Source organism: Ruegeria sp. YTSC325 (assembly GCF_059609525.1).
Window position 1 is genome coordinate 428,589 of record NZ_JBXWLY010000001.1, and the last position, 13,237, is coordinate 441,825.

Sequence of the window (13,237 nt, forward strand, 5' to 3'; positions counted from 1 at the left end):
CTAGACGGATCGCGTGATGCCACCGTCTACGCGTATGTTTTGCCCTGTGATGTAGCCTCCGCCTTCGGATGCCAGCATTGCCACGACCGAGGCGATCTCATCATAGCTGCGCCCATAGCGGCCCAGCGGGATACGGGCGCGGAACTCTTCTTTCTCGGGCAGGCTGTCGATAAAGCCGGGCAGGACATTGTTCATGCGGATATTGTCGGCGGCGTATTGGTCCGAGTACAGCTTGGTAAAGGCTGCCAGTCCGGCTCGGAATACACCAGACGTTGGGAAGACCGGGTCCGGTTCGAAGGCGGCGAAAGTCGAGATGTTGATGATCGACCCGCCCCCTTGCGCTTGCATGATCGGTGTAACCAGACGGGTGGGGCGAACGGCGTTCATGAAATAGACGTCCATGCCTGTGTGCCAATCCTCGTCCGTCAGCTCCAGTACCGACGCGCGGGGTCCATGCCCGGCCGAGTTGACCAGAACGTCGACACGCCCCCAATGGGACATCGCGGCGTCGACCAGCTTTTGCAGATCCTCTGTAGATTGGTTTGAACCGGTCACGCCAACACCGCCCAATTCATGCGCCAGTGCCTCGCCTTTCCCCGAAGAGGACAGGATACCGACCTTGAAACCGTCTGCAGCCAGCCGCCGGGCGGAATCCGCACCCATTCCGCTGCCACCGGCTGTGATAAGCGCCACTTTGGTCATTTGATCTCTCCGTTTGTTGATGACCCGAAAATGCGCCTCGTCGGCGCATTTGACTAATCAGTTCTTCTGTTTCTATGCTGTAGAAAATCTACAGGATAGTTATATGACCGCATTACCCCCGCTCAATGCCCTGCGCGCGTTTGAAGCCTCGGCGCGACATCTCAACTTTCGACTGGCAGCAGAAGAGCTGGGCGTGACGCAAGGGGCGGTTGCCCAACAGGTGCGCGGACTAGAAGCGCGATTGGCCGAGAAGCTGTTTGATCGCCTGCCGCGTGGCCTTGCGCTGACCGAAGCCGGACGCAGGTTTCATGCCCCTCTGCGCCGCGCTTTTCGTTTGATCGAAGAGGCGGTCACTGATCTGTCCGGCGACAGACATGTTACGATTTCGGTCACACCCAGTTTCGCGTCGAAATGGTTGGTGCCACGGCTAAAGGACTTTTCCTCGCGTTATCCGGATATCGCCGTTCAGATCGACGCGCGCGAGCGGTTGGCAGATTTCAAAAGCGACGGGGTCGATATCGCCGTGCGACAGGGTCGAGCCCCATTTGGCAGCGACTTATCATCGGTGCCTCTGTTTTCCACTGAATTCATTGTGGTCTGTAGCCCTTCGATGGCCAACAAAGTCAAAGCGCCGCAGGACCTGTCAGGCGCAATCCTTTTGAACGACACCCACGGTCTTTGGCCTCTGTTCCTTGATCGGGCCGGAGTCGTCGGCAAGCCACGAATGATGAACTTTAGCCAGACGAGCCTTGCCATTGACGCGGCTGTGTCCGGGCAAGGGATAGCGCTTGCTAATGCGACATTGGTCGCGGCCGAACTGGCGTCAGGACGCCTTGTTCAACCTCTGCCTGACGTATTGGTCGAGGATCTCGGTTTTCACATCGTCGTGCCAAAACGCCCCCGACAACCGGAACTGGTCAAGGTGGTGCAAAAATGGCTTTTATCTCAGGTCTGAAGGGCGCGCGCGGTGGACTCGATCCTGTTACGTACCCAGCGATGAGCGGGATCATTTGCCGACCTTTGATGCCAGACCATGTAGATTGAGACCGGCTCGCATTTAAACGGCAAGGGCGCGCAGTCCAGCGCAGCCAGTGGCCCGCGTTTCATCAACGCGGTGTCGGTCGAGATCAGGTCGCTGCCTTTCACAAAGGACGGGATGGCGTTGAAATGAGGCAAGGTGACGGTGGGTGGTCTGATCTGGCTTTGGTCTACGCCCCGCATCACGGCTCGCGAACTGCGGCCATCGGGAAACCGAACGTCAACATGTTCAGTCGCACAGTAGGCGTGCCAACTGTCCGGCGGACAGCGTCGTTCTGCATCGTAAAAGATCATCAATGGGCTGCTGAGAATACGTTTCTGAAAGATGTCCGGCCCATCAGGCGGCAGGGGCGTCAGCATCAGCTGGCACCGGTCGCTTCGCAACAAGTCCGGATCGGGAACGCCCGAGGGTATGAACCCGAGCCGCAACCGGACGCCTTCGGCCCGTGTGGCACGCAGCAGTTCGGGAAAGATCAGTTCGCGCGGCATGTCGTTGGTGGCGATCTGAAATTGCATTTCCTCGAGCATCGGATCAAACGGGCGGTCTTCGGTCAGCGCCCGCATTGCATCCAGCACGTTTTGCGCTGGGTCTTTCAGCGACAAAGCTCGTTCGGTCGGGGTCAGCCCCTGACCCGAGCGGACAAACAGCGGATCGCCTAGAACCTGTCGCAATTTGGCCAGCGTATGGCTGATCGCTGATTGCGTCACGCCCAACCGGTCGGCCGCTTTCGATACCGAACTTTCTTCGAGAATGGTCAGAAACACGCGCAAGACCTTACCGTCCAGATCAGTAAAATCAGTTTTCCTCATGACGTGTATGATTATTCATGAATGGATTTGCAGTCCAGTGCGCAATAGGTGACTGTCATCATCAGGAGGTGCGCGATGGGAATCCGCTTTTTCTCGGACAAGAACCGCCCGGTTCATATGGGGCAATACCCGCTAGAACGGTTGGCACGGCAGTCGGATTTGCCTGATCTTTCCGAGGTGATGCCCATGCCAACGCTTAGCTTTCATCGCCCTGAGCGCCCTGAGAGCATTGTCAATGCGATGCGTGAGTTTCAAGCTATGCTGGATACGATCCGGGATGGGTTCGTGAATCCGGTGGAGTCCGAGGTGTCTGCCGATCTGACCGGTCGTGCCAACCATCTAAAAGCGTTCGGCTATTTCAATGATGCCTCAATGATGGGGTGTGGTCCTCTGCCGCCCGAGGCATTGCTGACCGAACCCCGCCGCAACCCCGATATCGACCGTCTGGCCCATGCGCTGAAGACACGGCAGACCAAGACATTGGCTTCGGGGATCGACTTGATCATGGCCGATCTGAAAGAAAGCATGGAGGCCAAACCGCGCCCCATGGACACCCATCGCCATGCGATTGTCTTTCTGTACGAACACAACCGCGACCCGGATCCCAACGAGCCCGGCGCAGATTGGATCATGGATGCGCAAGACCACCGCGCTTGTCTTCTGGCGACCGAAAACGCCGTGGTCATCGCCAACTACATCCGCATTCTGGGCTTTGACGCCCGGGCGCATACGGTCATGTCTTCCGAGGTTGATCTGGGTAAGCTGGCCGTCGCGGCGGGGCTGTGTTCGGTCGAAGACGGAGAGCTGGCCGCGCCGTGGCTGGGTAAACGGTTCGGACTGGCTGCGGTCACGACCGAGATGGAGATCGCCCACGATCAGCCCCTGCTCCCCATGGCGCAACAGCCGTGGTTTCGAACCCAAGGCCCGGCGTGGTGGCTGGGCGCGGGCTTTGCCAAGAACGCGCTGAACCGCGACCCTTATGCCAAACGGCGCTATGTGGACGGGGCGCATCCGTTTGAGACCCTCAAGCGGGTGAAAAAACCTACAACTTATGTCGACGAGGAAAACGTCGCCCGCGTCCCCAAGCGCGCCGACATGTTCGCTCGCGCGCAGTTCGGGGATATGGGCAAGCATCTGCAAGACGGGGCCAAGGGCGGGTATTACGTGCGCAAGGCCGCGCCCAGTACCGCGCAACGCCGCGCGCTGGGCGCGTTCGTGTTGCTGCAGGATGGGGAAAGCGCCGATACCGCGCCACCAACCGACGCCGCGCGCAATGCCGCGAATATCAAGGCGGCTACCTATTTTCTGGGGGTCGATGCGGTGGGCCTCAGCCGGTGCCCGGACTGGGCGTGGTACTCGCATGATGCAACGGGCGAGGAGATCACGCCGCCCCATGACCAGGCCATCAGCATGATCATCGACCAGGGTTATGAGACTATGGAGGGCGCCAGCGGCGATGACTGGATCAGTGTCGCGCAGTCGATGCGCGCTTATCTGCGGTTTTCGTTACTGGGTGGAGTGATCGCGCAACAGATCCGCAATCTGGGCTATAAGGCCCGCGCGCATACCGTAATGGATGGCGAGGTGTTACAGCCGCCACTGCTGTTGTTGTCTGGGCTGGGCGAGGTTAGCCGGATCGGAGAGGTGATCCTGAACCCCTATTTGGGGCCCCGCCTGAAATCAGGCGCGGTGACGACGGATATGCCGATGGCGCATGACAAGCCGATCGATTTCGGTCTGCAGACCTTCTGCGAAAGCTGCAACAAATGCGCCCGCGAATGCCCCTCGGGTGCGATCACTGCTGGTCCGAAGCTGATGTTCAACGGCTATGAAATCTGGAAATCCGACAGCCAGAAATGCGCCACCTATCGCGTGACCACGCCGGGCGGCGCGATGTGCGGGCGGTGTATGAAGACCTGCCCTTGGAACCTTGAGGGCATCTTCAAGGAACGTCCCTTCCGCTGGGCCGCGATGAATATTCCCAAAGCCGCGCCCGCGCTGGCGCGGTTGGATGATGTGGTGGGCAATGGCGGGCTGAACGATGTCAAGAAATGGTGGTGGGATCTGGAGCTGCAACCGGACGGTGCCTATCGCCCGACCGAGCACCCGCTGAACCGGCGCGATCTGCAAACCGACCTGGACCTGAAATACGAGGATCAGACTCTGGCCGTTTACCCTGCCTATCTGGCACCGCACCCCTGGCCCTATCCGTTCGCCATGGACCGCGAGGCTGGGATCGCAGCCTATGAGGCCATGGTCACGGCCGAGGAATACAAAGCGCGCAAGGCGGCGGGCGATCTGTCGGTGATCCACCGCTATACCATCGCGGGCGACGCGCCGGTGATGCGGGTGGCGCTGACCAAGGTCGACAAGATGACTGCTGATGTGACCAAGTATGAATTCTCGACGCTGGACGGCTCACCACTGCCCGAATGGACGGCGGGCGCGCATCTGGACGTGCTGGTCGCGCCGGAATTCCTGCGGCAGTACTCTATGTCCGGCGATCCAGCAGACCGCGCCACCTATCAGATCGGCGTGCTGCGTGAGGATGAGGGACGCGGTGGCTCAGCTCTGCTGCACCGCATTTTCAACGAGGGGCGCAAGGTCTTCATCTCGAAACCCATCAACCATTTCGAGCTGGACGAGGGCGCAACCAAGACCTTCCTGATGGGCGGCGGGATCGGCATCACTCCGATGATCGCCTTTGCTCACCGTCTGTATGCCATGGGCAAACCGTTCCAGCTGCACTATTCGGCCAGTACCCGTGCCGGGGCGGGGTATCTGAAGGATCTGGCAGCGATGCCTTGGGCGGATCGCGTGCACTATCATTTCTCGGACGAAGGCACGCGGGCCGATCTGGAAGCCGTCCTGTCGGGTTATCAAGACGGTTGGCACGTCTATACCTGCGGCCCCGATCGCTTCATGGACGGAGTTATGCAAGCGGCTGAGCGTCAGGGCTTTCCCGAAGAAGCGCGGCATCTGGAGTATTTCTCGGTCCCCGAGCAGCCGGACTATGAGAATCACGCCTTCACTTTGCGGCTGGCAAAATCGGGTCGAGATCTGACTGTACCCGCCGACAAAGATGCAGCGCAGGTGCTGAACGAGGCAGGCATTCACGTGGATGTGAAATGCGCCGATGGCATCTGTGGGGTCTGCAAATGTGGCGTGATTTCGGGTGAGGTCGAACACCGCGATTTCGTTTTGTCCAAGAAACAACGTGAGAGCGCTATCATCCTGTGCCAAAGCCGGGCGACACAGCCGGATGGTGTGATCGAGATTGACCTCTGAGCCAAGGTCAGGAAACGACTTTTTTATCTCAAAAATTGGTCGCTCCAACCATGGACGTTGGGGCGCCGCTGCACTAACGTCCCTGCCGAACCCTAGTGAACCCTGATTAACAGGTGCGAGGTATTTTCATGGATTATCACAGCCCCGCCAGTTTTGCCGAGGCGTCGGCTCTGGCTGCAAACGCAACGGGCGTCACCCGCTTTCTGGCGGGTGGAACGGATGTTCTGGTGCAGTTGCGCTCGGAACTGGTCACGCCCGATACGCTGATCGACATCAAGAAGATCGACGGTGTCAGCGACATCACCCGTAATGCAGACGGCAGTTGGACCCTTGGCGTTGCCGCAACCGGTGCCGAGATGAGCGAACATGCTGAACTGAGCCGCGACTGGCCCGGCGTGGTTGAGGCGATGGACCTGATCGGTTCGACGCAGGTGCAGGGGCGGGCAACGCTGACCGGAAACCTGTGTAATGGCTCTCCGGCGGCGGATTCGGTGCCTGCGATGGTTGCCGCTGGTGTGACCGTGTCTGTCACCGGCCCAGATGGAACCCGTGAGGTTGCTGTCGAGGATATCCCAACCGGACCCGGTAAGACCTCGCTGTCCAAGGGTGAGGTGATCTCGGCCGTAAACATCCCTGCGCGCGGGGACAATGCGGGTGACGCGTATCTGCGGTTCATCCCGCGCACCGAGATGGACATCGCCGTTGTTGGCGTGGGTGTCAGCCTGCGTCTGGACGGTGATACCGTGACCGAGGCCCGCGTCTCGCTGGGCGCGGTCGCGCCGACCGTCCTGCTGGTTGAAGACTGTGCCAAGGCCATCATCGGCAGCACGCTGGACGACGCAGCGCTGGAGGCACTGGCCACTGCCGCTTCGGCTGCCTGTAACCCAATCGACGACAAACGCGGCACGATCGCATTCCGCACCGAGGTCGCTGGCGTTCTGGCCAAGCGCGCCGCGAAAATCGCCTATGCCCGCGCGAAGGGAGAGAAAGCATGAGCAAGCTCCACGTAACGACCACCGTGAATGGCGATGAGGTCGATTTTCTGTGCGACCCGCGCGAAACCCTGCTGGATTGTCTGCGCGACAAGCTGAACCTGACCGGCGCGAAAGAGGGTTGCGGTACTGGCGATTGCGGCGCGTGCTCGGTCACGGTTGATGGCCGTCTGGTCTGTTCCTGCCTGATGCTGGGCGCTGAGGCCGAGGGTAAGACCATCGAAACCGTCGAAGGTATCGCGGATGGTGACGTGCTGCACCCGCTGCAACAGAAGTTCATCGAACATGCCGCCCTGCAATGTGGCATCTGCACGCCGGGCATTCTGGTGGCGGCCAAATCGCTGCTGGAGAAAAACCCCAACCCGACCGAGGAAGAAACCCGGTACTGGCTGGCGGGTAACCTGTGCCGCTGCACCGGCTATGACAAGATCATTCGCGCCGTCATGGAAACGGCAGAAGAATTGCGGGAGGCTTCGTAATGGCTCTGGACGATCGTAAAACGGATTTCACTTTTGTCGGCACCCGTCCGAACCGCCCTGACGGGTTGGACAAGGTGACGGGCCGCGCCAAGTTCGGCGCGGATATGTCTGCGCCCGGCATGCTGCATGGCGCGATCCTGCGCTCACCCCACGCCCATGCGCGGATCGTGAAAATCGACACATCGAAGGCCGAGGCGCTGAAAGACGTCAAAGCCGTGGTCACACGCGCTGATTTCGCCGACGTGCCGTTCAAACCCGGTTTGGCGGGCGAATTCTGGAACGTGCTGGAAAACGTCATGGCGGGCGAGAAAGCTCTCTATGATGGTCATGCGGTGGCTGCGGTGGCGGCGACTTCGGCGCTGGCCGCGCGGGATGCGCTGAAGCTGATCGAGGTCGAGTATGAGGTGCTGCCTCATGTGACCGACGTAGACAAAGCGATGGCCCCGGATGCACCGGTCATCCGCGAAGGTGCGGCGGATTATTCCGTGCCCGAAGGGATGCACCCCAACGTTGTGCGGTATCACGAAAGCGGTCATGGCGATGTCGACGCTGGCTTTGCCGAGGCAGATCTGGTCCTTGAAGATAGCTTTGTCACCGAGGCGACCCATCAGGGCTATATCGAGCCGCACGCCTGTCTTGGCCTGCTGGGCAATGACGGCAAAGGTGAGCTGTGGTGCACCACGCAAGGCCACTGGATCGCGCAAAAGACCTGCGCGGCGTTGCTGGGAATTGAGACCTCGCAGCTGCGCGTAACTGCGTCCGAGATTGGCGGCGGCTTTGGCGGCAAAACGACTGTGTTCATCGAACCGGTCGCGCTTGCGCTGAGCCGCAAGGCGAACCGCCCGGTCAAGCTGGTCATGACCCGATCCGAAGTGTTCCGGGCGACAGGGCCAACCGCCTCGGCCTCGATGGATATCAAGATCGGCATGAAGAAGGACGGCACTATTACTGCGGCTCGTGGAGAATTCCGTCTGCAGGGCGGTGCGTTCCCTGGTGCGCCGGGTGACATGACCGCCATGTGTGCATTCGCGGCGTATAACCTGACCAACGTCAAACAGATCGGTTATGACGTGATGGCCAACCGTCCCAAGCAAGCCGCTTATCGCGCGCCCGGCGCGCCGATGGGGGCTTTTGCGGTCGAGTCGGTCATTGATGAGATGTGCAACAAGCTGGGTCTCGACCCGATCGAGGTGCGTCTGAAGAACGCCGCGCATGAGGGTACCAAGGCCAGCTATGGCCCGCGCTATGAACGCATCGGTCTGGTGGAAACGCTCGAGGCCGCCAAGGCGCATCCGCATTATTCGGCGCCGTTGAAACCGGGGCAGGGACGCGGCGTCTCCTGCGGCTTCTGGTTCAACCACGGGGGCGAAACCTCGGTAACCCTGGCATTGTCCGAAGACGGTTCAGCCCAGTTGATGGTGGGCACGCCCGACATCGGCGGCTCGCGCGCGTCGATGGCGCTGATGGCGGCCGAGGTGTTGGGCATTCCATATGAGAACATCCGTGTCACCGTCGCAGACACCGCAACGCTGGGGTATAACGACGTCAGCCACGGTAGCCGGGTGACCTATGCTTCGGGTCTGGCGACGATCAAGGCGGCGCGCCATGCTGTCGAAAAACTGTGCGAACGTGCAGCGGCCAAATGGGATATCCCGGTTGAAGCCGTGAAGTGGGAAAACGGTTGCGCCGTGCCTTCGGGCCCGAACGCGGGCGACTTTGACCCGATGCCGCTGGCAGATATCACTGCCAAAATGGGACGCACCGGAGGTCCGATCTCGGGCCATTTCGAGGCGACGCCCGAAGGCGCAGGCGTGTCCTTTGGCACCCACATTGTTGACGCCGAGGTCGATCCGGAAACCGGCAAGACCACGATCACCCGCTATACGGTCATTCAGGACGCCGGTAAGGCGATCCACCCGACCTATGTCGAGGGCCAGTTCCAGGGCGGTGCCGCGCAAGGTATCGGCTGGGCGTTGAACGAGGAATATATCTATGGCGAGGATGGTCGGTTGCAGAACTCGATCTTCCTTGACTATCGCATCCCCGTTGCCAGCGACCTGCCCATGATCGACACGGTGATCGTCGAAGTGCCCAACCCCGGCCATCCGTTCGGTGTGCGCGGTGTGGGTGAGACGGGCATCGTGCCGCCCTTGGCCGCCATCGCCAATGCTGTGTCCAACGCAGCTGGCGTGCGGATGAAGCAACTGCCAATGTCCCCGCCGCGCATTCTGGCGGCGCTCAAGGACAATGGTTGAGGTCCACCTCTGGTCCGGCCTCCGGTCTTTGACCGGGGGTCAGCAGGTGGTGGAGGTCGAGGCCAAAACCACCGGCGATCTGCTACGGGAACTGGTCAGGACGCATCCGCAACTGGAAGGCCCAATTGAGGCGGGCGTGTCCATCGCCATCGACGGACGCGTCATCGCAACCGGTCTGACCGAACCGATCCCGGAAGGCAGTGAAGTTTACCTAATGCAGCGTTTGCGCGGCGGTTAGGACGGCGACCAAGGCTCGCGCCCGACCATGCGGTCGGCCTCGGCCGTGATGTCATTCATATGTTGTTCAAGGCTGAGGCGCAGGCCCTCGATCTGCTCGTCCGAGGCTTTGCGCGGCACGGTTTCCGTCCATTCCCGGCAAATAAACACGCCCTTGTTGCGCCAGGGGCGCGGCATCAGCAACCGGTCCCATGTGCCTGCCTCGCGACCATGTTCCGCGGAAAAAGTAATCCCGAACACCCGCTTGCCCGAGGTCCTTGCCCAGACTAAAGGCACCGTGGACAACACCCTTTCCGGCCCACGTGGACCGTCGGCGGCGATGCCGATGGAAATGCCTTGCTTCATTTTGCCGATCACTTCGCGCGACACAGCAATGTTGTTCGATTTCTTGCTGGTCATGGCGATCGTGTCCATGCCGAACAATTTCTGCACTCGACCAACCATGCTGCCCGCGCGCGCAGACGAGGTGATGGAGCAGATGGGCCCCTTGTCCAGCGGATAGAAATAGGGCGATTGCGCCAGCCTTTGGTGCCACAGCACAACGATGACCGGTTCGCCCTGTTCGGCCAACTGGTCCAGTTCCTCATAGCCAATACGCTGCCATTCGGTGTTGCGATGGACCAGCCGGATATACCACGCAATGCGCCGCGCGGCCCAGTTCAACAGGGCTTCACTATCAGCGATCTTCTTGCGGATACTCACGGGCGGGGTCCTTCTGCCAAGCAAATTGTGTCTTATAGAACTCAACGCCATGCGCAACTTGTTTGTCGCATAGGTTTAGAGCAACAGAATCTGAAAAAGCCTCTTGAGTCCGCCGCGCGGCTGGCATATCTGATGCGCACCTTAGGGGTATAGCTCAGTTGGTAGAGCGACGGTCTCCAAAACCGTAGGTCGCGGGTTCGAACCCTGCTGCCCCTGCCAAATTACACTTTGTATCAGTATGTCGAGAGATCGGATCACGGGATCCGGGGCTTTTTGTGTCAATACACAACTAACGGCCGGTGTTGACACTGCGCGTAGAACGGGCAGGTTCGTAATAAAATTACGAGGCTCAGATATGGACGCACCTATTATCCAACTTGTTCTTTTGCTCTTGTTATTGATTTTCGTGATCTGGCTCTACATTCTGCCAATCACGATGGCGGGGCGCCGCAACCGATCCGGTCTCATCTGGTTTCTGATAGGTCTTGTCGCATCACCCTTATTGGCGATCCTGTTGTTGCTTGCATTGGGTGACGCACCAGGGCGACCGACGGCCTGACCGTACGCGAAGATAATGTAATTTGCTCCAAAATCCCTGACGACGGACGGTCAATTTGGGCTATTCCTTCGCATTCTGGTTTCCTCGGCCCAGCGATTGGCATATTGTCCGGTGAAACACCCAAGGGCCGGATGAGGATACATGTCGCGTTTCGATGGATATTTCCTGCGACAATTGCTGATTCTGTTCGGCTTTTTCACTCTAATTCTGGTGGGGGTCTTCTGGATCACTCGCTCGGTCAGCCTGTTTGACCGGGTAATCAGTGGCGGGCAGTCGGCGCTTGTGTTTCTGGAATTTACCGCTCTGACTCTGCCTACGCTAATCCGAACCGTGATGCCAATGGCTGTATTTGCTGCGGCCGTCTACGCAACCAACCGGCTGAGTCGTGAAAGTGAATTGACCGTAATGCTGGCGACCGGGTCCAGCCCGTGGCGCCTTGCGCGCGCGGTTTTCCTGTTTGGTCTTGTGTCTGGCGCCATGATGGCGTCGATCAGTATTTTCCTGCGCCCTGCCTCGGTCGAACAGCTGGAACTGCGTCAGGCCGAAGTCGCAGGCGACGTGACCGCTCAACTGTTGAACGAAGGTGAGTTTCTGCACCCGACCACTGGCGTCACGGTATATATCGGTCGGATTGACCTGGATGGGACTTTGCACGAGGTCTTTGTGTCCGACCGCAGGGATGAGGCAACTCCCGTGAGCTACTCCAGTAAAACGGCCTATCTGGTCAATGGCGGTTCGGGTATCCATCTGGTTATGGTGGACGGTGTTGCTTTGCGCCTGGATCAAGAGGGCAAAACGCTTTCTTCGACACTGTTCGAGGACGCCTCGTACGACATCTCAGGGTTAACGAACACCAATCGGATGACAGAACGAAGCCTCGAGGCGATCCCGACCAATGAGCTTTTTCAAAACCGGGCGGAAATAGCAGCGGCGGAAGGGTTCACTGAGGGTGAATTGATCGAGGAGCTGCATCAGAGGTTCTCGTGGATTGCCATTTGCGTCGCCGTTTCAATGGCCGGATACGCAACCCTGATGCTGGGTAGTTTTTCGCGATTTGGCCTATGGCCGCAGATTTTCGGTGCCTTTACGATTTTGGTGCTTTTAGAGGGTGTGCGCGGTTTTGTTTCGCCCATTGTCGTTGCCGATCCGGGGTTGTGGATCGTGCTGTATTTGCCAGCAATTATCGGTATCCTGATATCATGTCTGTTCCTGCTAATCGCAGGGAGGCCGTTGGTAAGAGGACGGTCCAGACTGCGGCAGGCGTCTGCGGCTTAGACAGGTTTTCTCAGATCAGTCAGGCAATCCCGAATGTTGTCAAACGCGGGGCTGGAACGGCGCGTGACCAGATAGAGTGGCAACATCAGATCGCGCGCGTCGGGCACAGCCGTCAATTCGCCAGATGCCAGATGGTCGGCGATAACGTAGTCTGGAAAATAGCCGATCCCGCCCCGCCGCAGGATATAGCGAAGCGCCATCATGCAATTGCCCAGAAACACTGTTTGTCCCGATGCACTGCGCGCGGTTGAGCGAACATGGTCCTGATAGACCTCACCTAGTTCCAGGTTGACGAACACCGGGTCGCCGCCCGAGCCTGCGGATTTGACGAGCCGCAAGCGCTCTGGGGCTAGTTCGTCAGAAATGATCCGTGTGTCTGACGGTTTTTCGTAGGTAAGGGCCGCGTCCAATACATGTGTGGCGACCGCGTCGATCATGTCCAGATCGTGGTCGTAGTTAAGGGTCAGTAGCAACTGGCCCAGTTTCTGCTCAAATCGAACAGCAAGATCGACAAGCAATGGATCCCAGATGCTGAGTTGCGCTCCAAGACGCAGAGCTATCCGGTTTGTCGATTGAGCAGGCAAGTCCCGCGAAGCAAAAGACCACAGAGACAGCATCTGCTCGGCATAGGGGCGGAATTGTCGACCAAAATCAGTCAGGGTGGTGCCACCTGCACCGCGGTTAAACAGTGATTTTCCGGTCGCTTCCTCGATCGACCGGATACGGGCACTGACTGCGGTCTGTGTCACGTTCAGCTTGCGGGCGGCGGCGTGGAACCCTCCGGTTTCGGCCACGCATAGGAAAGTCTCGAGCGCTGTGATTTGCATGTTGAAAGTATTTTTTCATCAAATTGATAAAATCAAATCATTTTTTTGGAGTCATGGTTCCGCGCTACTCTGT

The 13,237-nt window shown here is 59.2% G+C and carries 12 protein-coding genes and 1 tRNA gene; 9 read left to right on the top strand and 4 right to left on the bottom strand.

The genetic code is table 11. From position 1 onward, the window contains the following. Positions 1–702 (bottom strand): SDR family oxidoreductase, encoded by a 702-nt coding sequence (locus AC2FF7_RS02205; RefSeq protein ID WP_496905126.1) that lies wholly within the window; start codon positions 700–702, stop codon positions 1–3. Positions 703–805: 103 nt separating this feature from the next. On the opposite strand from AC2FF7_RS02205, the gene AC2FF7_RS02210 reads away from it, so the two are divergent. Next, a complete protein-coding gene (locus AC2FF7_RS02210) occupies positions 806–1,657 on the top strand; it encodes a LysR substrate-binding domain-containing protein (protein ID WP_480867038.1) in 852 nt (283 codons plus the stop codon). Here the strand turns inward: AC2FF7_RS02210 and AC2FF7_RS02215 are convergent. Continuing rightward, positions 1,648–2,550, bottom strand: coding sequence for a LysR family transcriptional regulator (locus AC2FF7_RS02215; protein WP_480867040.1), 903 nt, complete (start codon positions 2,548–2,550; stop codon positions 1,648–1,650). The genes AC2FF7_RS02210 and AC2FF7_RS02215 overlap by 10 nt on opposite strands. Before the next feature lie 75 nt (positions 2,551–2,625). Between AC2FF7_RS02215 and AC2FF7_RS02220 the strand changes: the two genes are divergently transcribed. From AC2FF7_RS02220 to AC2FF7_RS02240, 5 genes are all read left to right on the top strand, one after another. Next, positions 2,626–5,838, top strand: coding sequence for a reductive dehalogenase (locus AC2FF7_RS02220; protein WP_496905127.1), 3,213 nt, complete (start codon positions 2,626–2,628; stop codon positions 5,836–5,838). Positions 5,839–5,966: 128 nt separating this feature from the next. Continuing rightward, positions 5,967–6,833 (top strand): FAD binding domain-containing protein, encoded by an 867-nt coding sequence (locus AC2FF7_RS02225; RefSeq protein ID WP_480867043.1) that lies wholly within the window; start codon positions 5,967–5,969, stop codon positions 6,831–6,833. Next, positions 6,830–7,309 (top strand): (2Fe-2S)-binding protein, encoded by a 480-nt coding sequence (locus tag AC2FF7_RS02230; RefSeq protein WP_170353362.1) that lies wholly within the window; start codon positions 6,830–6,832, stop codon positions 7,307–7,309. Before AC2FF7_RS02225 ends, AC2FF7_RS02230 begins: the two co-directional genes overlap by 4 nt. Next, positions 7,309–9,564, top strand: coding sequence for a xanthine dehydrogenase family protein molybdopterin-binding subunit (locus tag AC2FF7_RS02235; protein WP_170751548.1), 2,256 nt, complete (start codon positions 7,309–7,311; stop codon positions 9,562–9,564). Before AC2FF7_RS02230 ends, AC2FF7_RS02235 begins: the two co-directional genes overlap by 1 nt. Further along, positions 9,557–9,802, top strand: a complete 246-nt coding sequence (locus AC2FF7_RS02240; RefSeq protein WP_170353360.1) for a MoaD/ThiS family protein — start codon at positions 9,557–9,559, stop codon at positions 9,800–9,802. The genes AC2FF7_RS02235 and AC2FF7_RS02240 overlap by 8 nt, the downstream gene beginning before the upstream one ends. On the opposite strand, the gene AC2FF7_RS02245 is transcribed toward AC2FF7_RS02240, so the two are convergent. Then, positions 9,799–10,503 (bottom strand): lysophospholipid acyltransferase family protein, encoded by a 705-nt coding sequence (locus tag AC2FF7_RS02245; protein ID WP_496905128.1) that lies wholly within the window; start codon positions 10,501–10,503, stop codon positions 9,799–9,801. The two genes, AC2FF7_RS02240 and AC2FF7_RS02245, sit on opposite strands and share 4 nt — an antisense overlap. Positions 10,504–10,646: 143 nt before the next feature. Here AC2FF7_RS02245 and AC2FF7_RS02250 point away from each other — a divergent pair. From AC2FF7_RS02250 to lptF, 3 genes are all read left to right on the top strand, one after another. After that, positions 10,647–10,722, top strand: a tRNA-Trp gene (locus AC2FF7_RS02250). Positions 10,723–10,858: 136 nt separating this feature from the next. Next, complete coding sequence (locus tag AC2FF7_RS02255; RefSeq protein WP_170353358.1) at positions 10,859–11,062, top strand: hypothetical protein; 204 nt, start codon at positions 10,859–10,861, stop codon at positions 11,060–11,062. A 141-nt stretch (positions 11,063–11,203) separates the two neighbouring features. Beyond that, complete coding sequence (gene lptF / locus AC2FF7_RS02260; RefSeq protein ID WP_170527246.1) at positions 11,204–12,337, top strand: LPS export ABC transporter permease LptF; 1,134 nt, start codon at positions 11,204–11,206, stop codon at positions 12,335–12,337. Here the strand turns inward: lptF and AC2FF7_RS02265 are convergent. Further along, positions 12,334–13,164, bottom strand: coding sequence for a LysR family transcriptional regulator (locus tag AC2FF7_RS02265; protein WP_480867048.1), 831 nt, complete (start codon positions 13,162–13,164; stop codon positions 12,334–12,336). The two genes, lptF and AC2FF7_RS02265, sit on opposite strands and share 4 nt — an antisense overlap. Positions 13,165–13,237: the final 73 nt, after the last annotated feature.